The following is a 20,926-nucleotide window of genomic DNA, read 5'->3' as shown; positions in this document are numbered from 1 at the left end:
TTATTTTAGATAGAGATAGTATCGATTTGATCAATTGCGTGGCGGCTGCAAGAGTAACTCAAAATCTAAAAACCAGCGGCAAGGGTCCCTATGAAAACCGTTCACTCTGCGTCCTACGACATTCTTCGCGAGCAAGGCCTGACCACCATTTTCGGCAATCCCGGTTCCAATGAACTGCCGTTCCTCAAGGGCTTCCCCGAGGACTTTCGCTACATCCTCGGCCTGCACGAAGGCGCGGTGGTGGGCATGGCCGACGGCTTTGCCCTGGCCACCGGCCAGCCCACCTTCGTCAACCTGCATGCCGCCGCCGGCACCGGCAACGGCATGGGCGCGCTGACCAACGCCTGGTACTCCCACAGCCCGCTGGTGATCACTGCCGGCCAGCAGGTGCGCTCGATGATTGGCGTCGAGGCGATGCTGGCCAATGTCGATGCCGCGCAGTTGCCCAAACCCCTGGTCAAGTGGAGCCACGAACCGGCCTCGGCCCAGGACGTGCCGCGCACCCTGAGCCAGGCGATCCACATGGCCAGCCTGGCGCCACGGGGGCCGGTGTATGTGTCGATTCCCTATGACGATTGGGCCTGTGAAGCCCCGGCCGGGGTCGAGCACCTGGCGCGCCGCCAGGTGCTCAGCGCCGGCCTGCCGTCGCCGGCGCAGTTGCAGCAACTGGGCGAGCGGCTGTCGACGGCGCGCAACCCGGTGCTGGTGCTGGGGCCGGATGTCGATGGCAGCCGCAGCAACGGTCTGGCGGTGCAGCTCGCGGAAAAGCTGCGGATGCCGGCCTGGGTTGCGCCCTCGGCTTCCCGTTGTCCGTTCCCGACCCGCCACCCCTGTTTCCGTGGGGTGTTGCCGGCAGCGATCGCCGGCATCAGCCGCAGCCTGGCTGAGCATGATCTGATCCTGGTGGTGGGGGCCCCGGTGTTCCGTTATCACCAGTTCGCTCCCGGCGCCTACCTGCCGGCCGGCGCCGAGCTGGTGCACATCACCTGCGACCCCGGCGAAGCAGCACGGGCGCCCATGGGCGACGCCCTGGTGGCGGACATCGCCCTGACCCTCGAAGCCCTGGTGGGCGTGGTTCGCCAGAGCGAGCGGCCGCTGCCCGAGGCCTTGCCGCGGCCGGCGACGATCGTCGAGGAGGGCGGCCTGCTGCGCCCGGAAACCGTGTTCGACCTGATCGATCAACTGGCGCCCAAGGACACGATCTACGTCAAGGAGTCCACCTCCACCGTCGGTGCCTTCTGGCAGCGGGTCGAGATGCGCGAGCCCGGCAGTTACTTCTTCCCGGCCGCCGGTGGCCTGGGCTTCGGCCTGCCGGCCGCGGTCGGCGTGCAACTGGCGACGCCCGAGCGGCGGGTGGTGGCGATCATCGGCGACGGCTCGGCCAACTACGGCATCACCGCGTTGTGGACCGCCGCGCAATACGGGATTCCGGTGGTGTTCATCATCCTCAAGAACGGCACCTACGGCGCCTTGCGCTGGTTCGCCGACGTGCTGGGGGTCAGCGACGCCCCGGGGCTGGATGTACCGGGCCTGGATTTCTGCGCCATCGGCCGGGGCTACGGCGTGCATTCGCTGCAGGCCAACACCGCCGGGGAGTTTGCCGCAGCCTTCAGCGAAGCCCTGGCGGGCCAGCGCCCGGTGTTGATCGAGGTGCCGACGCTGACCATCGAACCCTGAGGCAAGACCCCGCGCCGGGCTCGTTCCCGGCGTTGCCAGCCGCGCTCGGCGCGGCACTACAACAACAATAAAAAAGAGGTGGTTATGAACAAGACTGAGGTCATTGACGTGACGACGAGCGTGCCGCGGTCGCCGCGTGCCGGTTCGGGCAATGCCGATATCGGGTCCCTGCTCGATGAGGGCCCCTTTACCCGGATGCAAAAGCTGGTGGTGCTGCTGGCGGCGCTGTCCATCGTGCTGGATGGTTTCGACGGTCAACTGATCGGGTTCGCGATCCCGATGATGATCAAGGAGTGGGGCGTTACCCGCGAGGCCTTTGCCCCGGTGGTGGCGGCCGGGCTGATCGGCATGGGCATCGGCAGCGCCTGCGCCGGTCTGTTCGCTGACCGTTTCGGGCGGCGCATGGCGGTGATCATGAGTGTGTTCGTGTTCGGCGCCGCGACCTGCGCCATCGGCCTGGCGCCGGATGCGCTGACGGTGGCGATCCTGCGTTTTGTCGCCGGCCTGGGGATCGGTGGCGCGCTGCCCAGCGCGACCACCGTGACCGCTGAATTCACCCCGGCACGCCGGCGCACGCTGGCGGTGACCGCGACCATTGTCTGCGTGCCCCTGGGCGGGATGCTGGCGGGGTTTTTCGCCTCCCATGTGTTGCCGGTCTATGGCTGGCGCACGCTGTTTTTCGTCGGTGGCAGCTTGCCCATCGTGCTTGGGTTTGTGCTGCTGGCGGCGCTGCCGGAGTCGCCACGCTTCCTGGCGCGGCGGCCACAGCGCTGGGGCGAGTTGAACACCCTGCTGGGACGCATGGGGCGGCCGATGGCCGAGGGCGTGCGCTACACCGATGCCCTGGAGCAGGCCAGCGAAAAACGCGACGGCTTCCGCGCCTTGTTTGCCCTCGGTTACGGGCGGGACACGGTGTTGGTCTGGGTGGCGTTCTTCATGTGCCTGACCGCGGTCTACAGCGCCTTCAGTTGGTTGCCGACCATGCTGATGGCCGAAGGCTTGCCGACCTCGGTCGCCGGTTCGGGCCTGACCGCCTACAACCTGGGCGGGGTGATCGGGGCCCTGGTGTGTGCCGTGGCGATGACCCGCTGGGGCTCGTTCTGGCCGCTGGTGATTTGCTGCGCGGGCGGCGCGGTCAGTGCCTTCGCCATGCAGTGGGTGGACATCAATCAGAACACCAGCCTGCTGATCTTCGGCTTCGGTGTGCATGGCCTGTTCGTGAACGCCGTGCAGTCGACCCTGTATGCGCTGTGCGCCTTTATCTATCCCACCAACGTGCGTGCCACCGGCACCGCATCGGCCCTGGCCTTTGGGCGCATGGGGGCGATCCTCAGTGCGTTTGCCGGCGCCACCATCATCACCCAGGGCGGCGCCGGGGGTTACCTGACGCTGCTGGGCTCGGTGATGGTGATGGCGCTGATCGCCCTGTTGCTGGTGCGCCGGCATATTCCCCGGCGAGTGCCGGGCCGGCCATGACCACTCATTCTGAAACGGAGGTTCGATGAATATTTCCATTCTCGGGGCGGGGGCCATGGGCTCCCTGTTCGGCGGCCTGCTGGCGCGGAGCGGGCAGCAGGTCACCCTGCTGGACATCAACGACGCGCACCTGCACGCCATACGCCGCGAGGGTTTGCGCCTGGAGACCGACAACGGCGACCAGCGCGTCAGCGGCCTGGTCGCCTGCCGCCCGGAGCAGGCGCCGGGCCAGCCCGATCTGTTGCTGGTGTTCACCAAGAGCCAGCACACCGACAGCGCGCTGCGCGGCATCGCCGGGCATATCGGCGCCCAGACCCGGGTGCTGACCGTGCAGAACGGCCTGGGCAACGCCGAAGCCCTGTGCCGCCACGTCGCCCCGGAGCAGGTGCTGATCGGCATGACCAATTGGCCGGCGGACATGGTCGGCCCGGGCCACGTGCGCTCCCATGGCCAGGGCATGGTCCGGGTGTGGTCGGCGGATGGCGTCGAACGCCCGGCCAATGCCGAGGTGGCGGCGGTGCTCGAGGGTGCGGGCTTGAACTGCGCGCCGGACCCCGAGGTGTGGACCTCGATCTGGGAGAAGGTCGCCTTCAATGCGGCCTTGAACAGCCTCTGCGCAGTGACCGGCTGCACCGTGGGCCAGTTGGATGGTGCCTCTGAAGGTGTCGAACTGGCGCGCGCGATCGTGCTGGAGGTGCTGGCGGTCGCGCAGTCGGCGGGGGTCGCGACTGATACCCAGCGCTGCCTGGAGAGCGTGGCCTATGCCATCGCCCATCACCGCACGCACCAACCGTCGATGTTGCAGGACGTGCTGGCCGGGCGCTCGACCGAGATCGGCGCGATCAATGGCGAGGTGCTGGCCCGGGCCCGTCAGGCCGGCGTCGCCGTGCCCCATACCGCCACCCTGCTGGGGCTGGTGCGGCTGATCGAGGCGCGAGCCTCGGGCGCCGTGCACGAATGACCGCCGCAGCGAATTTACCCATTCTGTTTCCAGGAGACGTGACATGAGCAATTCCCCAGCCGTTTACGCTGATCTGCACCTGCAACCCATTGCCGCCCAATGGCGCGCTGGCGCCGGGGGTAAAACCCTGGCGGTGAGCAACCCGTACGACGCTTCGCTGTTGCTGGAGATTCCCCAGGCCAACCGCGCCGACCTCGACGCCGCCTACCGCAAGGCTGCCGAAGTCCAGCCGCAGTGGGCAGCGCTCGGGCCGTCGGCACGGGCGGCGGTGCTGCATCAGGTGGTGGCGGTGTTCGACCGGCGCCGCGAGGAAATCATCGACTGGATCATTCGCGAGTCCGGCAGCACCCGGCTCAAGGCCCAGTTGGAATGGGGCGCGGCGCGGGCGATTGCCCTGGAGTCGGCGTCGTTTCCGGCGCGGGTCCACGGGCGCATCGTCGAGTCCGATGTGCCGGGCAAGGAAAGCCGGGTCTACCGCAGCGCCCTGGGGGTGGTGGGGGTCATCAGCCCGTGGAACTTCCCGCTGCACCTGACCCAGCGCTCCATCGCCCCGGCCCTGGCCCTGGGCAACGCGGTGGTGGTCAAGCCGGCCAGCGACACCCCGGTGTGCGGCGGCCTGTTGCTGGCACGGATATTCGAAGAGGCCGGATTGCCGGCCGGGGTGCTGAGCGTGGTGGTGGGGGCCGGCAGCGAGATTGGCGATGCCTTTGTCGAGCACCCGGTGCCGTCGCTGATCACCTTTACCGGGTCGACCCCGGTGGGGCGCGGTATCGGCCGCATCGCCAGCGGCGGCGAGCACCTCAAGCACGTGGCCCTGGAGCTGGGCGGCAACAGCCCGTTCGTGGTCCTGGCCGACGCTGACCTGGAGCACGCGGTGAATGCAGCGGTGTTTGGCAAGTTCCTGCACCAGGGGCAGATCTGCATGGCGGTCAACCGCATCATCATCGACGACAGCCTGTACCCGGCGTTTGCCGAGCGTTTCGTGGAGCGGGTCAAGGGGCTCAAGGTCGGTGATCCGAATCTGCAGGACACGGTGATCGGCCCGGTGATCAACCCCCGTCAGTTGCAGGGCCTGCAGGAGAAAATCCGCCTGGCCCGGGCCGAGGGTGCCGAGCCGCTGTACGAGGGCGGCGGCCAGGGCAACCTGCTGGCGCCCCATGTGTATGGCGAGGTCACGCAGGACATGGACCTGGCGCGCAACGAAATCTTCGGCCCGCTGGTGGGGCTGCTGCGCGCGCGGGATGAAGCCCATGCCCTGGAGTTGGCCAATGCCAGTGAGTTCGGGCTGTCCAGCGCGGTGTTCAGCGCCAGCCTGGAGCGTGCGGTGGGCTTTGCCCGGCAGATCCGCGCGGGCATGACCCATATCAACGACATCCCGGTGAACGATGAGGCCAACGCGCCCTTCGGCGGGGAAAAGAACTCGGGCCTGGGGCGCTTCAACGGCGACTGGGCCATCGACGAGTTCACCCGCGATCACTGGATCAGCGTGCAACACCAGCCGCGTCAGTATCCCTTTTGATGCGTTAGCCCACTGATTCAAGCCCGGTCCAGCCGGGCCTTTTTGCAGCCCTGTCGGGCGGGCCTTCGCCGGCCTGCCGGGGAGCGGCTGCGCCCATGAAAAACGGAGAACAATAAGAATGAGCACCCCATTGACCTTCACCCGTTCGCTGTTGGCGGCGGCCATGACCTCGGGCCTGTGCCTGCCGGTACTGGCAGCCGAAGACGGTGGTTTTTTCGAAGACGCCAAGACTGAACTGCTGCTGCGCAATTACTACTTCAACCGTGATTTTCGTGACTCGGGTGCACCCAAGAGCCAGGTCGAGGAGTGGGCCCAGGGTTTCATTCTCAAGTTCAGTTCCGGCTACACCCCGGGCACCGTGGGGTTTGGCCTGGACGCCATCGGCATGTTCGGCGTCAAGCTCGACAGCAGCCGCGCGGTCAGCGGTTCCGAGCTGTTGCCGGTGCATGATGATGGCAAGGCGGCGGACAACTTCGGGCGCGCCGGGGTGGCGGCGAAGATGCGCATCTCGGCCACGGAGTTGAAGGTCGGCGAATTGCTGCCGGACATCCCGCTGCTGCGCTACGACGACGGCCGCCTGCTGCCGCAGACCTTTCGCGGGGCCATGCTCGACTCGCGGGAGATCAGCGGCCTGGGCTTGCAGGCCGGGCAATACAAGGCGGTCAGCCTGCGCAACTCGTCGGACATGCAGGACCTCTCGGCCTGGGCCGCACCGGGGGTGACCTCGGATGCCTTCAACTATGTCGGCGCCGAGTATCGCTTCAATCAGCAGCGCACCCTGATCGGCGCCTGGCATTCACAGCTGGAAGACATCTACCAGCAAAGCTATTTCAACCTCGTGCACAAGCAGCCGGTGGGGGAGTGGGTGCTGGGGGCGAACCTGGGGTATTTCATCGACAAGGACGACGGCCGCGCGCGCATCGGCGAGGTGCAGAGCCGGACCGCCTATGCCTTGTTCTCGGCCAATACCGGTGGCCACACCCTGTACCTGGGCCTGCAGAAAGTCAGTGGCGACAGCCCGTGGATGTCGGTCTATGGCAGCAGTGGCCGGACCCTGGGCAACGATATGTTCAACGGCAACTTCAGCAACGCCGACGAGCGCTCGTGGCAGGCGCGCTACGACTACAACTTCGCCGCCGTGGGCGTGCCCGGGTTGCTGGCGATGGTGCGTTATGGCCATGGCGAGAATGCCACGACCAAGGTCGGCAGCAACGGCAAGGAATGGGAGCGCGACACCGAAGTCGGCTACACCTTCCAGAGCGGCAGCCTGAAAAGCCTCAGCCTGCGCCTGAACAACGCCACCAACCGCCGCAGCTTCAACAGCGATTTCGACCAGACTCGATTGATCGTCAGCTACCCGTTGTCCTTCTAACTCTGTAGCCGCTGCCGCTGCCGCTGCCGAAGGCTCGGGCCTGGCGGCAGCGGCTGCAGGACGCCGGGTGATCGCTTGCTGCCGCCGGCGCGAGGCTTGCGCTACTATGGCGGCCCGTCTTTTGTGGAAGTGCCTGGATGAGTAAGCCCGGTCAAATGGTGCTGGTTGCGCTGCGCAAGATGATCGCCTCGGGCGAGTTGGCGGCGGGTGAGCGGTTGATGGAGATTCCCACCGCCGAGCTGTTCGGCGTATCACGGATGCCGGTGCGCATGGCGTTTCGCACCCTGGAGCAGGAAGGCCTGCTGGTGCGTTTTGGCGGGCGTGGGTTCCAGGTGCGTTCGGTGAGTGCCGACGACATCGCCGGCGCGGTCGAGGTGCGTGGTGTGCTGGAAGGTTTGGCCGCGCGCCAGACTGCCGAGCGCGGCCTGTCTGAGTCTGCGCGGGCGACCTTGGAGTTGTGCCTGGCCCAGGGCGATCAGCTGTTCGACAAAGGCTATGTCACCGAAGACGACCTGGAGGCCTATCACGACCTCAACATGCGCTTTCACCAGGTGATCGTCGAAGGCAGCCACAACCCGGCCATCGCCGATGCCCTGGCGCGCAACGACCATCTGCCGTTCGCTTCGGTGACCGCCCTGGCGGTGGATCGCAATGACCTGGGCCGCGAATACCGGCGCTTCAATTACGCCCACATGCAGCACCATTCGGTGTTCGATGCCCTGGTCAATCGCCAGGGTGCGCGGGCCGAGGCGATCATGCGCGAGCACGCCAACGCTACCTTGCGCTACGCCGAGGTGTTCGGCGCGGCCACCAGCGACGAGCGGATGAAAGTCATTCTGCGGACGCAGTGACGCTCAGATATCCAGCACTAGCAGCGGGGTTTTCGAGCGTGAGCAGCACGGGGTGAACTGGTCGTTGAGGGCCTGTTCCTCCTCGGTCAGAAACAGATCGCGGTGCTCCGGCACACCTTCCAGCACTCGGGTCAGGCAGGTGCCGCAAATGCCCTGTTCGCAGGACATGGCAATCTCCACCCCATGCGCTTGCAGCACCTGCACCACGCTGCGATCGGCCGGTATTTCATAGACCTGGCCGGTGCTGCCGAGCTTCACCGAAAAACCTCCATCGTTGCTGCTGTCCACGGGCGCCGCGGCAAAGTATTCGCGGTGCAGGCACTCTTCGCGCCAACCCTGGGCGCGGGCGCTGTCCAGCACGTATTGCATGAAACCGCCGGGGCCGCAGACGTACAGATGCACATGCTCCGCCGGCCCGGCCAGGACCTTGGCGGCGTCGAGCGCAGTCTGCGGTTGCTCATCGAAATGCAGGAATACCCGCTCGGCAAACGGCGAATCCTTGAGGCGCTGGACGAATGCCGCGCGCTCGCTGGCGCGGGCGCAGTAATGCAGCTCGAAGTCGGCGCCGCTGTGGGCCAGGCGTTCGGCCATGCACAGGATCGGGGTGATGCCGATGCCCCCGGCGAACAGCAGGCTGCGCCTGGCTTCATGGACCAGGGGGAACAGGTTGCGCGGTTCGCTGATGCGCAACCGGCTGCCGACCTGGACCTGGGCATGCAGGCTGGCCGAGCCGCCCCGTGAGGCCGGGTCCTTGAGCACGCCGATCAGGTAGCGATGGCGTTCTTCAGGGTGGTTGCACAGCGAGTACTGGCGCACCAGGCCATCGGGCAGGTGCACGTCGATATGGGCGCCGGCGCTGAAGGCGGGCAGGGGGCTGTTGTCGACACTGGCCAGCTCGTAGCTGCAGATGTCGAGGGCTTCGTTGTTGCGGGATACCACCAGCACGTCAATCATGTTCGGTCCTTGGAGTGTTGCCGCCAGGCAGGGGGCTCACTTCTGTTTATTCGTCACTGCGGCGCTGCAGGCAGGGGTGCGCGGGCGCGGCGGGCAAGGCTGCGCCCCAGGGCTTACTGGGCGCTGGCGATCAGCTGCGGTTCGGCGCTGCGTTCCTGGGCGATCAGGCGCTCCAGGACTCGGCGCGACTGCACGCCGCCGGCATCGATATTGAGCTTGAGCAGGTTGCGCGTCGGGTGCGCGAGCAGGTTCTGCTGCTGGCGTTCGAGCATCTCCAGGTCTTCGCTGAAGATCTTGCCCTGGCCTTCGCGGATGCTCGCGGTCAGCTCCTGGTCCTGGGGGTTGAAGTTGCGTGCCATGCCCCAGAAGTACCAGATCGAGGTGTCGGACTCGGGGGTGATGAAGTCGACGACGATGCTCGATGCCTTGTATTGCGGATCGGCGTGGTAGCCGCCCTTGCCGGCATGGGCCACGCCGACTTCGATCAGCACGTGGCTGGGCGGGGTGAAGCGGCAGATCTGCCAGCGGTCCACCGGCACGTCGTCGGCCAGGTTGTTGCCCCGCAGCGCCATGCGCCAGAACGGCGGGGCCATGATGTTTTCCATGTGCCGCGCCGTCACCACTTCATCGCCTTCGACCGTGGTCACCGGCGGCGCTTCGTCGATTTCCTTCTGGCCGATGCTGGAGGCGTGGACGTAGGTTTCGTGGGTCAGGTCCATCAGGTTGTCGATCATCAGGCGGTAGTCGCAACCGATATGAAACAGGCCGCCGCCGTAGGCCCAGTCGTCGCTGACCGCCCATTCCAGGTGGTGGATCAGCGCCGGGTCGGCCTGGGCCTGGTCACCGGGCCAGACCCAGATAAAACCGTAACGCTCGACCGCAGCAAAGGTCTTGTTGCACGGAAAGCCGCGTACCCGCTGCCCGGGCATGGCCACCGTCTTGCCGTCGCAGCCCATCACCAGACCGTGGTAGCCGCACACCAGGTTGCCGTTTTCGACATACCCCAGCGACAGTGGCGCGCCGCGATGGGGGCAGAAATCTTCGATCGCGCTGATCTGTCCTTCCAGACCGCGATAAAAAACCATTTTTTCACCGCAAATCTGTCGGCCCAGGGGCTTGTCGGTGATTTCATCGGCGGTGCAGGCAACATACCAGGTGTTTTTGGGGTGCATGGGAGGTCTCCAGGCTACGGCTTGTTTTTATTTAATGGATCCATTAAAGATCGGCGGCCAGTGTCTGGTCAATCACTGTGCCGGCTGTGCATGGGTTTAATTGGGCGATTATCGGACGTTTGGCTGTTGTTAATGGATCCACTGAGGTGTGCTTCTGACCGCTGCTAAAATGGGTGTTCCCCACCCTCAGGCGCTTTTCGAATTTGTCCGAATCGACTGTAAAGGGCCGCCGGTTCAGGATTTGCCGCCGTGGTCAGGGCCTGGCGGGCACTTGCCATTGGCCGTGACAACGAACAGCATCGCGAAAGCGCCGGTGTATCGTGGTTCGGGCCAGCTCGGTCTGCTGCCCAATAGTGGGTCGCGCCTGCATGAACTCGGCCGCGCGGAATGGATTTGCAGGAAAAGGAGCAGGGCAATGGTGTCTCAAGTTCACGTCGATGACGCTAGTTCGGTCAGCCACAACGCTTTGTTGGGCGCCCTGGATCGGGCCATGGCGATCGCCGAATTTTCCGCCGAAGGTATTTTGCTCAACGCCAACCCCAACTACCTGCTGCTGTTGGGCTACAGCCGCGACAACGCACTGGGGCTGCATCACCGGTCCTTTTGCAAGGGGCTGTATGCCGACTCCGAGGCGTACCGCCTGTTTTGGGCAGGGCTGTTGGCCAGCCAGACGTTTTCCGGGATCTGCGAGCGCCGTCGCGGTGACGGCAGCACCTGCTGGCTGGAGGCGACCTACACGGCGATTCTCGATAAAGCCGGCAATGTGGAGCGGGTGGTCAAGGTCGCCACCGATATCAGCCTGCGCCACCAACGGGAAAGCGAACTGGCCGAGCACAACCGGCGCCTGTCCCTGGTGGCCGGGGCCACTGACTCCGGGGTGCTGATTGTCGGCGCGGACTGGCGGATCCAGTACGTCAACAGCGGCTTCAGCCGCATGTTCGGCTGGCAGCAGGAGGACCTGGCCGAGCGCTCGCCCATCGAATTGCTGGCGGCCAACGCCAACGCCCACTACATCGACTATGTGCGCCTCGAGCTGCTGGCTGGCCGCTCGGTGCGGCGCGAGGAAATCGTCGTCGGCAAATCCGGCCAGCGCTACTGGATCAATGTGGTGGCCAACCCGGTATTGGGGGAGGACGGGCGTCTGGTCAGCGTGGTCTCGGTGCTGACCGATATCACCCAGTCGAAGATGTATGAAGTGCTGCAGCACAACGCCCTGGAAGCCATGGCCAGCGAACAGCCGTTGGCCCAGGTACTGGAGCTGATCTGCCGCGAGGTGGAGCGCATCGCACCGGAAGTGGCGGCCTCGATCCTGGAAGTCGACGAACATGGCTGCCTGCAATCGTTGGCCGCGCCGAGCCTGCCGGCGGCCTACAGCGCGGCGCTGTGCGGCGTGCCGATCGGTCCCAGCGTGGGCTCCTGCGGCACTGCGGCGTTTCGCAACGACGCGGTGCTGGTCACCGATATCGCCAACGACCCGCTGTGGGCCGACTACAAGCACCTGGCCCTGGAGCTGGGGTATGTCGGCTGCTGGTCGACACCGATCCGTTCCAGCCAGGGGCGGGTGATCGGCACCTTCGCCTTTTACTTTCGCGAGGCTCTGGTGCCGGACCTGTTTCACCAGCAGATCGTCAATTCCTGCGTGCACCTGTGTGCCCTGGCCTTGCAGCGGGAACACGCGCGGGCACGGATTCGCCAGCTGGCGTTCTACGATGCCCTGACCGGCCTGCCCAACCGCAGCCTGCTGCAAGCCCGGGCCGACCAGGCGATCAGTGCGGCGCGGCGCGACAGCTCGCAGTTGGCGGTGCTGTTCGTCGATCTGGACCGCTTCAAGAAGGTCAACGATTCCCTGGGCCACCCGGCGGGAGATGAGCTGTTGCGGATCGTCGCCGGGCGCCTGGAGCGCGAGTCCCGGGAGTCGGACATCGTCGGCCGGCTGTCGGGGGATGAGTTCGTATTGATCCTGCCCGATTGCGATTCGACCCAGGTCGCGGCCCAGGCCGAGCAGCTGCTGCTGGCCCTGGGCGCGCCGTGCCTGGTGGACGGGGTGTCCGTGGCCTGCTCGGCGAGTATCGGCATCAGTGTGTTCCCCGGCGATGGCCGCGACATGGAGACCCTGCTGCGCCGCGCCGACATGGCCATGTACCAGGCCAAGTCGGGCGGCCGTGGCCAGTTGAGTTTCTTCAGCCATGAACTGAACCTGCTGGCCCAGGAGCGCCTGGCCCTGGAGACAGCCCTGCGCGAGGCCCTGCAGAACAACGGCTTGCGCCTGCATTACCAGCCGCAGATCGACCTCGCCAGCGGCCAGCTGTGTGGGGTCGAGGCCCTGGCCCGCTGGACCCACCCGCAGCTGGGGGAGATTTCCCCGGCGCGCTTTATTCCCCTGGCCGAGGAGTGCGGGCTGATTGCCGACCTCGGGCGCTGGGTACTGGCCCAGGCCTGTCGCCAGTTGAGTGACTGGCGGCGGCGGGCGCTGGCAATCCCCTCGGTGTCGATCAACCTGTCACCCACCAGTTTCCACAATCTGGACCTGCCGCGAATGATTGCTGACACCCTGGATCACCACGGACTGGTGCCCAGGGACCTGACCCTGGAGATCACCGAAGGCGTGCTGCTCGACACCAACCCCAGCACCCTGAAGACCATCGACGAAGTGCATGCCCAGGGCGTGCGCCTGTCGATGGACGACTTCGGCACCGGCTATTCGAGCCTGAGCTACCTGCGCCGGTTGCCCCTGAGCGAGCTCAAGCTCGATCGCAGTTTTGTCTCCGACCTTGAAGATGACAGCGCGGCCCGGGCCTTGAGTGCGGCAATCATGGGCATCGGCAAGAGCCTGAACCTGACGGTGGTGGCCGAAGGCGTGGAGACCGCTGGCCAGTGCCTGGTGCTCAAGGACCAGGGCTACTCGGTGGCCCAGGGTTACCTGTTTGCCCGGCCATTGGCGCCGGAGTCGCTGGAGGCCTGGCTGAGCGCGGCCATGGCCTGAGGGGCCCGGCGACTGGTTCAAAGGCGCAGGGCCAGGGCGCCGATAACGATCAGCGCCAGCAGGATCAGGATCGCCCCGCACACGCGTTCCAGCCACGGCAGCACCTGGGAAAAACGCCGCAGCACGCGTTGATTGCCGATGGCCAGGGCCACCAGCAAGTCCCACAACAGCACGGCGGCGAACATCCACAGGCCGTAGAACAGCTTCCAGCCGGGCGAGGTGTCGGCACTGACCAGGGACGCCAGGCTCACGTAGAACAGGGCGTTCTTCGGGTTCAGCAGGCCTGACAGCAGGCCCATGCCCAGGCCGCGCCACCACTGGCCACGGTCACGGGTTGCCGGCGCACCCTCGGCGGCGACCGGGCCCAGGGCGCTGCTGCCGGCGTGCCGAATAAACATCCCGCCCATGTACAGCAGGTAGCCACAGCCGGCCAGTTGCAAGGTGATAAACACCGCGCTGTCGGCATGCAGCGCCGAGACCCCGGCAAATGCCGCAAGAATGAACACACCATTGGCCAGGGCGATACCCAGGCAGGCACCGGTGGCGGACTTCCAGCCAGCGGCCATGGACAGGCGCGCGACCAGGAAAAAATCCGGGCCGGGGGACAGCAACGCCAGGAAATGCGCGGCGGCGACCATCAGAAACTGCTGCAACATGGGCAAACTTCCAGGGACAGGGGGCGCCAGTGTGCGCAGCGGCCCCGAGCCCTGTATTGAAGAAAATTGCGCGCGGCTCAGCTGCGATACAGCCCCGGGGTCACCCCGACGTGGGCCTTGAACACGCGCTGGAAATGCGCCTGGTCGGCAAACCCCAGGCGGTAGGCAATCGACGCCATGCCCTGGCCTTCGCGCAGCCAGTGGCGCGCCTGGTTGATGCAGCGGTTGAGCTGATAGGCGTGGGGCGTCAGCCCGGTACTGGCACGAAAGGCCCGGATCAACTGGTAGCGGCTCATCCCGGCCATGGCTGCCAGTTCGGCCAGGGGCAGCAGGCTGTGGTTGTCGTGCTGCAAGAAGGCCATGAGCCGCTTCAGCTCGCCGCTGGCCAGCGCAGGGTTGGCGGCGATGTCGATCCGTTGCGCGGCGCCATCGTGATCGCCGATGAACTCAATCAGCGCGGCGTCTTTTTCAGCGCTGCCCGCAGCGGAAAACAACAGCCGATTGAGTTGGCAAAAGCGCTGGTAGAGTGCCGGGTCGTGGCTGATCAGCACCGGTTCGGGGGCGCTGTCCCCGGCGTGGGTTTCGGCCCTGAGGGCTGCCAGCCACTGCGCATCCAGGTGCAGCATCTGATAGCTCCAGGCGGTCTCCGGCAGCGGGTTGCAAGCGTGCACGCAGCCGGCGGGGACAAACACCAGGCTGGCGCTGCGGATCAGCGTTGGGCCATCTGCCGCCCCGGTGAAGAGGCTGGCCCCCTGATCCACCGCGCCTATGGAGTAGGTCGGATGGCTGTGGGGCTTGTAGTTGGCGCGGCTGTGGCAGGCACGGCGGCTCTCGACATGGGGCAGCGCCGGGTCGCGCCAGAACTGGGCGATGGCGGTCTCGGGCGCGGCCCTGGGCGTAGCGGGGAGGTGAGCCGGTTGAGCCATGCGCGGAGGGGGTCCTGAAGTGTTGGAGCGGTGGGGCATGCTCTCATATTTTTGGCCTCGTACCAGGGGGCCTTGCGCCGCCTGGGTTGGCGCTATCGCACGAAACGCTGGGTTGTTATTCTGTTTTGGTCATTTTTGCCGTGGCCTTCGTGTCGCGCTCCCTGAACCCTGAGGCGTTTCCTGCATGTCCGATTCGGCGTTTGCCTCCTCTTATGAATGCGCGGCGATGCCGGTCACCGGCGTTGCGGTGGACTATCCCAATGGCCATGTGATCCCGGCCCACCGCCATGACCGGGCGCAGCTGCTGTATGCGATCGAAGGCGTGCTGGTGATCGAGACCCAGGCCGGGCGCTGGGTGGTGCCGCCCAGCCGTGGGGTGTGGCTGATGGCCGGGGTCGATCACACCGTGCGCATGCGCGGCGCGGCCCGCATGCGCAGCCTGTTTATCAACCTCGATGCGATTGCGGGCCTGCCCCAGGGCGATTGTGTGATCGAGGTTTCGCCGCTGCTGCGCGAGCTGATCCTGGCCGCCACTGCGGTGCAGGAGCACTACCAGAGTGACAGCCGCGAAGGGCGGATCATGCGCTTGATACTCGATGAGCTGCGCTGGTTGCCGGTGCTGCCGTTCAACCTGCCCTGGCCTCAGGAGCCGCGCATGCTGCGGGTCTGCCAGACCCTGGCCGCCGACCCCGCCGACAACAGCACCGCCGAACACTGGGCCGACCGCCTGGCGATGAGCGGCAAGACCTTTCACCGCCAGTTCCAGCGCGCCACCGGCATCACTTTCGGCCGCTGGCGGCAGCAGGCGCGGCTGCTGCTGTCCCTGGAATGCCTGGCCCAGGGCATGCCGATCGTGCAAGTGGCGCTGCAGCACGGTTACGACAGCCAGAGCGCCTTCGCGGCGGCCTTCAAGCGCCAGTTCGGGGTGCCGCCGTCGCTGTTCTACCGTTGACCGTCACGACCGGCGCAGCACCAGCCCGGCCAGCACACAGGCCAGCATCGCCAGCCCGGCCAGGTAAAACGCATCGCTGTAGGCCATCAGCATCGCGTCGCGGTGCACCAGGCGCTCCATCAGCGCCAGGGCTTGCTGGCGCAAGGGGCCGGCGGCAGCGCCGTGCAGGGCGCTGGCGTAGTCCATCGGCACATGGCTGAGCATGCGCACCATGTCCACCAGCCGTTCCTGGGTCGCCTGGGCAAAGGGCGACACCGCCTCGCCGATGCGCTGGGCGTGAAGTTTTTCGCGCTCGACCACAATCTGGCTCGACAGCGCGATGCCAATCGCACCGCCGACGTTGCGCACCATCGAGAACAGGCCTGAGGCCGAACCCACCTGGTCTTTTTCCAGGCCCTGGATCGCCATCACCCCCAAGGCCACCACCACCAGCGACTGGCCGATGCCACGCACCACCAGCGAAGGCACGATCACGTTGGCCGCGGCATCCGGGTTGAGGTGGATGTTCATCAGGCAGCCCAGGCCGGTGATGGCAAAGCCGAGGATGATGATGGTGCGGGCGCTGGTCCAGCGCATCAGGCGCGGGGTGGCGAATGACATGGCGAACTGGATCAGGCCGTAGGGGATCATCATCAGGCCGATCTGCCGCGCGTTGTAGCCGTGGATCTCGGCGAAGTAATTGGGCACCAGGAACACCACGCCGAACACCACCGCGCCGAAGGTGAATTGCATCAGGCTGGCCAGGCCGAAGTTGTAGCGGCCCAGCAGGCGCAGGTTGATCAGCGGGTGCTCGCGGCGCAGTTCGATGCAGACAAACGCCAGCAGCCCGATCACCGCCAGCGCCGCGCAGTTGGCGATGAAGGTCGAGGCGAACCAGTCGTTGCGACTGCCTTCCTCGAGCATGATCTGCAACGCCGAGAGTCCCACGGCCATGGTCGCGATACCGAACCAGTCGCCCTGGCGCAGCTTGTGCAGCATCACCGGCTGCGGCCGCACCGACCAGCCGATCGCCGCCAGCAGCAACAGCCCGGGCGGCACTTGCAGGTAGAAGATCCAGCGCCAGGAGTAGGCGTCGGTCAGCCAGCCCCCCAGGGACGGCCCGGCGGCCTGGGCGACATTGTTGGCCACGGCGAACAGGGCCATGCCCATGGGGTGCCGCGCGGCCGGCAGCTCGGTGACGATGAGCTGGAACGACAGCGGAATCAGCACCCCGCCAAAGGCGCCCTGCAGGGTGCGGGCGATGATCATGGTCTGGATGTTCGGCGCCAGGGAGCAGGCAATCGAGAACAGCACGAAGCCCGCGGTGCCGACCATCATCACCCGGCGCATGGAGAACACCGACACCAGCCAGCCGGTCATGGGGATGATGATGATTTCGGCCACCAGGTAGGCGGTGGTGATCCACGAGCCTTCCTCGAAGGTGGCGCCGAGGGAGCCGCGCACATCCGGCAGCGAGGCGTTGGTGACGTGCACATTCATCCCGGCCATGAAGCAGCCGACCACGCTGCCCAGAACCGCGACCCAGGTGCGCAGGGAAATGGCCGGCGCGGCCTCGCCAGTCTGCTGTCCAGGGTTACTCATGGTGGGTGTCCACGCTGACGATCACCGACATGCCGGGGCGCAGTTCAGCCGCGCGCGGCTGCCCCGGTTCCAGGCGGATGCGCACAGGCATGCGCTGCACGATCTTGGTGAAGTTGCCGGTGGCATTGTCCGGTGGCAGCAGGGCGAACTGGGCGCCGGACGCCGGGGCGAAACTGTCGACCCGGCCCTTGAGTTCCAGGCCGCCCAGCGCGTCCACTTCGATGTGAGCCGGTTGCCCGGGGCGCATGGCGTCGACTTGGGTTTCCTTATAGTTGGCCACCACATAGGCCGCCTCGGGCACCACGGCCAGCAGCGGCGCCCCAGCCTCGACGTATTGACCGATGCGCAGGCTGCGCTGGCCGGCGGTGCCGTCGATCGGGCTGCGGATTTGCGTGTGTTGCAGGTCGATCCGGGCCAGTGCCAGCCGCGCCCGGGCCTGGGCCACCGCCGCTTGCGCCTTGTCGTGGCGAGCCTGGGCGAACTGCTGCTCGGTGTCGATGATCGCCACTTGTGCACGGCGCGCAGCCAAGGCAGCGCGGGCTGACGCCAGGGCGGCATCGGCCTTGCGGGTATCGGCCTGGGCACGCTCCAGCTGCTGGGCGCTGCTGACTTCCTGGGCCGCCAAGTGTCGCTGCCGGCGGTCTTCCTGGTTGGCCTGGCGCGACTCGGCTTCGGCGGCGCGGGCGCGGCCTTCGACTTCGGCAATCAGGCTTTGCTGCTGGCGCTGGCGTGCCGCCAGGTTGGCGATGCGCGCCTGTTGCGCGCGGGTTTCGGCCAGCGCTTCGTCGACGGCCGCCTGGGCCTGATCGACATGGACCTGGTAATCCGGGTCTTCGATGCTGGCCAGCAGGTCGCCGGCTTTGAGTGCCTGGTTGTCCTGCACCCGGACCTCGGCCAGGTAGCCGGAAATCCGCGGGGCGACCGTGACAATGTCGGCCCGCAGGTAAGCATCGTCGGTCTCAATCTGGAAGCGTCCGTTGCGCCACCAGTGCACGCAGCAGGCGACCAGCAGCAGGCCGGCCAGCACCGATGTGGCGTAAATCAGCACGCGGCGCCGGGTCATGGCGCGCGCGGGGGCCGCAGTCGAAGCGGGAGCGGGGGTATCGGTCATTGCGGGTACTCGCTTTCAGGCAAGGTGGAAGAGTGGCGGGCGAGCCGCGTGGCACGGGCGATCGGCGGCGCTTCACGCCAGCCGCCGCCCATGGCCTTGAACAGCAGCAACTGCGCGTCCATGACCTGGGCATCGGCGCCGGCCAGTTCGGCCTGGCGTTGCACGTCACGGCGCTGGGCCTTGAGGTATTTCTGGGCGGTGCTGGCGCCGGCGGCGCGGTCCAGGGCTGCCAGGCGCAGGCGTTCGGCGCTGTACTGCGCGGCCTGGCGCCAGGCCTGTTGCTGGCGCAGCGCGGCGTCGTAGTCGACCAGGGCCTGCTGCAACTCCTTGAGGGCCGCCAGCAGCGTGCCGTCGAAGCGTGCCAGGGCGGCGTTTTCCATGGCGCTGGCTTGGGCGATGCGGGCTCGGGCGCTGCTCAGGTTGGGAAAACTCCACGACAGCAGTGGCCCCAGGCTCCACACGGTGGCCCCGCTGTCGCCGTAACCGTCGGGGTGATGGGCGGAGTTGAGCGCGTTGGCCCCCAGGGAAACCCGTGGGTAGAGGTCGGCCCTGGCCACGCCGATCCGCGCGGTGGCGGCGCCGAATTGGCGCTCGGCCTGGCGCACGTCGGGGCGCTGGCGCAGCACCGCCAGGCCATCCAGGCTTGGCATCGAGGCGGCCAGGGTCGGTGCGGCCTGACAGGCCAGCGCCTGGGAAGGCGCCGCGCCAGGCGGGCGGCCCATCAGCAACGCCAGTTCGCCCAGCGCGCGCTGCCGGCCGGCCTCCAGCGCCGGTACGCGGGCTTGCAACTGGCCGACCCGCTCCTGGGCCCGTGCCACTTCCAGCGCGCTGCCTGCACCGGCGCTGTGCAGGCTCGACGCCAGGGCCTGGCTGCGTTCGGCCAGGCTCAGGGCGTGCCGGGCGATGCTGGCGCGCCGGGCGTAGTTGCAGGCATCGAGCCAGGCGCCGGTGGTCTGTGCGGCCACCAGCACCCGCAGCCCGTCGGCGGCGGCCTGGGCGGATTCGGCGTCGGCCTGGGCCGCGCGGCTCAAGGATTGCAAACGGCCGAAAAGGTCGAGTTCCCAGGCCACCGCCAGACCCAGGTGATAGCGGCTGCCGGTGCGAATGTGCGAGCTTTGGTTGAGTGCCGCTTCCAGTTGATCGTCCGCCGAGCTGCCATAACCGGCATCGGCGCTGAAGGCGGTTTGCGGTTGGCCCTGGGCGTCGGCCTCCTGCAGCAATGCGCGGGCTTGCAGCAGGTTCGCCGCCGCTACTTGCAAGTCCCGGTTGTGAATCAGCGCCTGCTCCACGGCGGCGTTCAGCGCCGGGTCGCGATACAGGGTCCACCACTGGTCCGGGAGTGGGCTGTTGACGCTGGCGGCGGCAGGGGGGGCAGGGCTGGCTGTGGGCTCGCTCCAGCTGGCGCAGCCATTGAGCGTCGCAAAAAACAAGGCCAGCAGCGACCGTCGATAGAGATCCATGGGGCGCACTCTTGTAAGGGGTGCGGCCACTCTAGAGAGCCGGTCAATCGACCGTCTAACGTGAACTTCCAATCATTTATCTTGAAATGGACATTCTGAGGTCAAGGCCGAGGCGCGTGCCAACGCAAAGGTGTAGGGCTGATGGGGGTTGCAACTCAGGAGTTGATAATTATTCTTATTGCTGATTATGATATGTTATTACATATTTTTAAGCCCCCTCAGGAGCATCACCATGAAAGTGCTTTCATCCCTCAAAGAAGCCAAGAATCGTCACCGCGACTGCCAGATCGTCAAGCGTCGCGGGCGGATCTATGTGATCTGCAAATCCAACCCGCGCTTCAAGGCGCGCCAGGGCGGGGCGAAAAACAAGAACAAAGGCTGAGCCGCGATCGGCCCCAGGCATTCGTCCTGGGTCAACGCTCCCTGCTCAATGCCTCACAGGCTGCTTTCTCGGGGCGCTGGCTTGTCGTATGTTTGCGGGCTGTTTCCGACATGGAGGTTTCCCGTGAGCAAATACCAGCCCCTTGGCGATTATTTCAACGCCCTGCGCACCGACTCGGTGACCCTGACCTTCACCGAGATCGAAAACATGCTGGGTTTCGAATTGCCGGACTACACCGAGACCCATACCGCCTGGATCAATGACCCTCAGCGGCCCCAGGCCAAGCAATGGCTGGACGCAGGCTTTCTTAAAGATCGAGTGGATTTTACCCGCCGCGAGGTGTCGTTTTTCCGGGCCCAGCCCCGGATACCGAGCCCAGAGCAAGCCGAGCAGGCAGCGGCCGCCGAGGACATCCGTGACCAGGCCCTGGCTGATGAGCAGCAGCGTCAGATCGAACAGGACCCCCGTCTTAGCGCCACCGAGAAACAGCGCCTGATCCGCTCCCGCATCGGCCAGGACCTGTTTCGCCAGCGAGCGCTCCAGATCGAGCCGCGCTGCCGGCTGACCGGGGTGAGCGCGAAAAACTTCCTTATCGCCAGCCATATCAAACCCTGGAAAGACTGCAATAACACCGAGCGTCTCGACGGCAATAACGGGCTGATGCTCGCCCCCCACGTCGACCGGCTATTTGACCGGGGCTGGATTTCGTTCGAAGACAGCGGCGAGTTGCGGGTGTCGGCCCAGGCCGCTGAAGTGCTGGGCGCCTGGCACTTGCATGGCGACCTCACGCCCACGCCGTTCAATCCGCAGCAGGCGGTTTACCTGGCCTACCACCGGCGCGAGGTATTCAAGCCCTGAGGACGTCCAGTCGTAAAAAAGCCCTGGCACTGCAG

17 protein-coding genes are annotated in these 20,926 nt (G+C 66.3%); 10 read left to right on the top strand and 7 right to left on the bottom strand.

The window, feature by feature from the left end; all coding sequences use genetic code 11:
* The first annotated feature begins 90 nt into the window (after positions 1-90).
* The 6 genes from mdlC to AC19YX_RS26050 all read left to right on the top strand — a co-directional run bounded on the left by mdlC (position 91) and on the right by AC19YX_RS26050 (position 7,856).
* Positions 91-1,677: a benzoylformate decarboxylase gene (mdlC, locus tag AC19YX_RS26075; RefSeq protein WP_078468603.1), complete on the top strand. Its 1,587-nt coding sequence runs from the start codon at positions 91-93 to the stop codon at positions 1,675-1,677.
* A gap of 84 nt (positions 1,678-1,761) precedes the next feature.
* Complete coding sequence (locus AC19YX_RS26070) at positions 1,762-3,153, top strand: MFS transporter (protein WP_078468604.1); 1,392 nt, start codon at positions 1,762-1,764, stop codon at positions 3,151-3,153.
* A 25-nt stretch (positions 3,154-3,178) separates the two neighbouring features.
* Positions 3,179-4,114, top strand: a complete 936-nt coding sequence (locus tag AC19YX_RS26065) for a ketopantoate reductase family protein (protein ID WP_500607335.1) — start codon at positions 3,179-3,181, stop codon at positions 4,112-4,114.
* A gap of 43 nt (positions 4,115-4,157) precedes the next feature.
* The gene (locus AC19YX_RS26060; RefSeq protein WP_201131568.1) at positions 4,158-5,633 is read left to right on the top strand and encodes an aldehyde dehydrogenase family protein; all 1,476 of its coding nucleotides are present in this window, start codon (positions 4,158-4,160) and stop codon (positions 5,631-5,633) included.
* 118 nt (positions 5,634-5,751) lie between these two features.
* Complete coding sequence (locus AC19YX_RS26055; protein ID WP_201131567.1) at positions 5,752-7,005, top strand: OprD family porin; 1,254 nt, start codon at positions 5,752-5,754, stop codon at positions 7,003-7,005.
* Between the two features lie 137 nt (positions 7,006-7,142).
* The gene (locus AC19YX_RS26050; protein WP_078468608.1) at positions 7,143-7,856 is read left to right on the top strand and encodes a GntR family transcriptional regulator; all 714 of its coding nucleotides are present in this window, start codon (positions 7,143-7,145) and stop codon (positions 7,854-7,856) included.
* Positions 7,857-7,859: 3 nt separating this feature from the next.
* Here the strand turns inward: AC19YX_RS26050 and AC19YX_RS26045 are convergent, their stop codons facing one another.
* Together AC19YX_RS26045 and AC19YX_RS26040 are read right to left on the bottom strand one after the other, a co-directional pair.
* A complete protein-coding gene (locus AC19YX_RS26045; protein WP_421549440.1) occupies positions 7,860-8,810 on the bottom strand; it encodes a PDR/VanB family oxidoreductase in 951 nt (316 codons plus the stop codon).
* A gap of 113 nt (positions 8,811-8,923) precedes the next feature.
* Positions 8,924-9,982, bottom strand: coding sequence for a Rieske 2Fe-2S domain-containing protein (locus AC19YX_RS26040; RefSeq protein WP_201131565.1), 1,059 nt, complete (start codon positions 9,980-9,982; stop codon positions 8,924-8,926).
* A 415-nt stretch (positions 9,983-10,397) separates the two neighbouring features.
* On the opposite strand from AC19YX_RS26040, the gene AC19YX_RS26035 reads away from it, so the two are divergent.
* Complete coding sequence (locus AC19YX_RS26035) at positions 10,398-12,965, top strand: sensor domain-containing protein (protein ID WP_500607334.1); 2,568 nt, start codon at positions 10,398-10,400, stop codon at positions 12,963-12,965.
* 17 nt (positions 12,966-12,982) lie between these two features.
* Here AC19YX_RS26035 and AC19YX_RS26030 read toward each other — a convergent pair whose 3' ends face one another.
* Both AC19YX_RS26030 and AC19YX_RS26025 read right to left on the bottom strand, forming a co-directional pair.
* Complete coding sequence (locus tag AC19YX_RS26030) at positions 12,983-13,618, bottom strand: LysE family translocator (RefSeq protein ID WP_500607541.1); 636 nt, start codon at positions 13,616-13,618, stop codon at positions 12,983-12,985.
* A gap of 80 nt (positions 13,619-13,698) precedes the next feature.
* Positions 13,699-14,547, bottom strand: a complete 849-nt coding sequence (locus AC19YX_RS26025) for an AraC family transcriptional regulator (RefSeq protein ID WP_078468613.1) — start codon at positions 14,545-14,547, stop codon at positions 13,699-13,701.
* A gap of 184 nt (positions 14,548-14,731) precedes the next feature.
* On the opposite strand from AC19YX_RS26025, the gene AC19YX_RS26020 reads away from it, so the two are divergent.
* The gene (locus AC19YX_RS26020) at positions 14,732-15,499 is read left to right on the top strand and encodes an AraC family transcriptional regulator (protein ID WP_020300684.1); all 768 of its coding nucleotides are present in this window, start codon (positions 14,732-14,734) and stop codon (positions 15,497-15,499) included.
* A gap of 3 nt (positions 15,500-15,502) precedes the next feature.
* Here AC19YX_RS26020 and AC19YX_RS26015 read toward each other — a convergent pair whose 3' ends face one another.
* The 3 genes from AC19YX_RS26015 to AC19YX_RS26005 are packed head-to-tail and all read right to left on the bottom strand — an operon-like array spanning position 15,503 to position 19,651.
* Entirely contained in the window at positions 15,503-17,080 is a 1,578-nt protein-coding gene (locus AC19YX_RS26015) for a DHA2 family efflux MFS transporter permease subunit (protein ID WP_078468614.1), read from the bottom strand.
* Positions 17,073-18,191, bottom strand: a complete 1,119-nt coding sequence (locus AC19YX_RS26010) for an HlyD family secretion protein (RefSeq protein WP_500607333.1) — start codon at positions 18,189-18,191, stop codon at positions 17,073-17,075. Before AC19YX_RS26010 ends, AC19YX_RS26015 begins: the two co-directional genes overlap by 8 nt.
* The gene (locus tag AC19YX_RS26005) at positions 18,188-19,651 is read right to left on the bottom strand and encodes an efflux transporter outer membrane subunit (RefSeq protein WP_500607332.1); all 1,464 of its coding nucleotides are present in this window, start codon (positions 19,649-19,651) and stop codon (positions 18,188-18,190) included. The genes AC19YX_RS26010 and AC19YX_RS26005 overlap by 4 nt, the downstream gene beginning before the upstream one ends.
* A gap of 232 nt (positions 19,652-19,883) precedes the next feature.
* Here AC19YX_RS26005 and ykgO point away from each other — a divergent pair, with 232 nt between their 5' ends.
* Positions 19,884-20,033: a type B 50S ribosomal protein L36 gene (ykgO, locus tag AC19YX_RS26000; RefSeq protein ID WP_020297337.1), complete on the top strand. Its 150-nt coding sequence runs from the start codon at positions 19,884-19,886 to the stop codon at positions 20,031-20,033.
* Between the two features lie 123 nt (positions 20,034-20,156).
* Positions 20,157-20,891: an HNH endonuclease gene (locus tag AC19YX_RS25995; RefSeq protein WP_500607331.1), complete on the top strand. Its 735-nt coding sequence runs from the start codon at positions 20,157-20,159 to the stop codon at positions 20,889-20,891.
* Positions 20,892-20,926: the final 35 nt, after the last annotated feature.

It is taken from the genome of Pseudomonas sp. MF09150 (genome assembly GCF_059862355.1).
Note: the sequence above shows the minus strand (reverse complement) of the source record. Positions and strands in the feature narration are given on the sequence as shown.

Excerpts from the sequence above, each read along its gene's own strand:
- AC19YX_RS26040 (WP_201131565.1), bottom strand. The coding sequence starts at position 9,982 with ATGCACCCCAAAAACACCTGGTATGTTGCCTGCACCGCCGATGAAATC.
- ykgO (WP_020297337.1), top strand. The coding sequence starts at position 19,884 with ATGAAAGTGCTTTCATCCCTCAAAGAAGCCAAGAATCGTCACCGCGAC.
- AC19YX_RS26015 (WP_078468614.1), bottom strand. The coding sequence starts at position 17,080 with ATGAGTAACCCTGGACAGCAGACTGGCGAGGCCGCGCCGGCCATTTCC.
- AC19YX_RS26050 (WP_078468608.1), top strand. The coding sequence starts at position 7,143 with ATGAGTAAGCCCGGTCAAATGGTGCTGGTTGCGCTGCGCAAGATGATC.
- AC19YX_RS26055 (WP_201131567.1), top strand. The coding sequence starts at position 5,752 with ATGAGCACCCCATTGACCTTCACCCGTTCGCTGTTGGCGGCGGCCATG.
- AC19YX_RS26005 (WP_500607332.1), bottom strand. The coding sequence starts at position 19,651 with ATGGATCTCTATCGACGGTCGCTGCTGGCCTTGTTTTTTGCGACGCTC.
- AC19YX_RS26065 (WP_500607335.1), top strand. The coding sequence starts at position 3,179 with ATGAATATTTCCATTCTCGGGGCGGGGGCCATGGGCTCCCTGTTCGGC.
- AC19YX_RS26045 (WP_421549440.1), bottom strand. The coding sequence starts at position 8,810 with ATGATTGACGTGCTGGTGGTATCCCGCAACAACGAAGCCCTCGACATC.
- AC19YX_RS26025 (WP_078468613.1), bottom strand. The coding sequence starts at position 14,547 with ATGGCTCAACCGGCTCACCTCCCCGCTACGCCCAGGGCCGCGCCCGAG.
- AC19YX_RS26035 (WP_500607334.1), top strand. The coding sequence starts at position 10,398 with ATGGTGTCTCAAGTTCACGTCGATGACGCTAGTTCGGTCAGCCACAAC.
- AC19YX_RS26060 (WP_201131568.1), top strand. The coding sequence starts at position 4,158 with ATGAGCAATTCCCCAGCCGTTTACGCTGATCTGCACCTGCAACCCATT.
- mdlC (WP_078468603.1), top strand. The coding sequence starts at position 91 with ATGAAAACCGTTCACTCTGCGTCCTACGACATTCTTCGCGAGCAAGGC.
- AC19YX_RS26020 (WP_020300684.1), top strand. The coding sequence starts at position 14,732 with ATGTCCGATTCGGCGTTTGCCTCCTCTTATGAATGCGCGGCGATGCCG.
- AC19YX_RS26070 (WP_078468604.1), top strand. The coding sequence starts at position 1,762 with ATGAACAAGACTGAGGTCATTGACGTGACGACGAGCGTGCCGCGGTCG.
- AC19YX_RS26010 (WP_500607333.1), bottom strand. The coding sequence starts at position 18,191 with ATGACCGATACCCCCGCTCCCGCTTCGACTGCGGCCCCCGCGCGCGCC.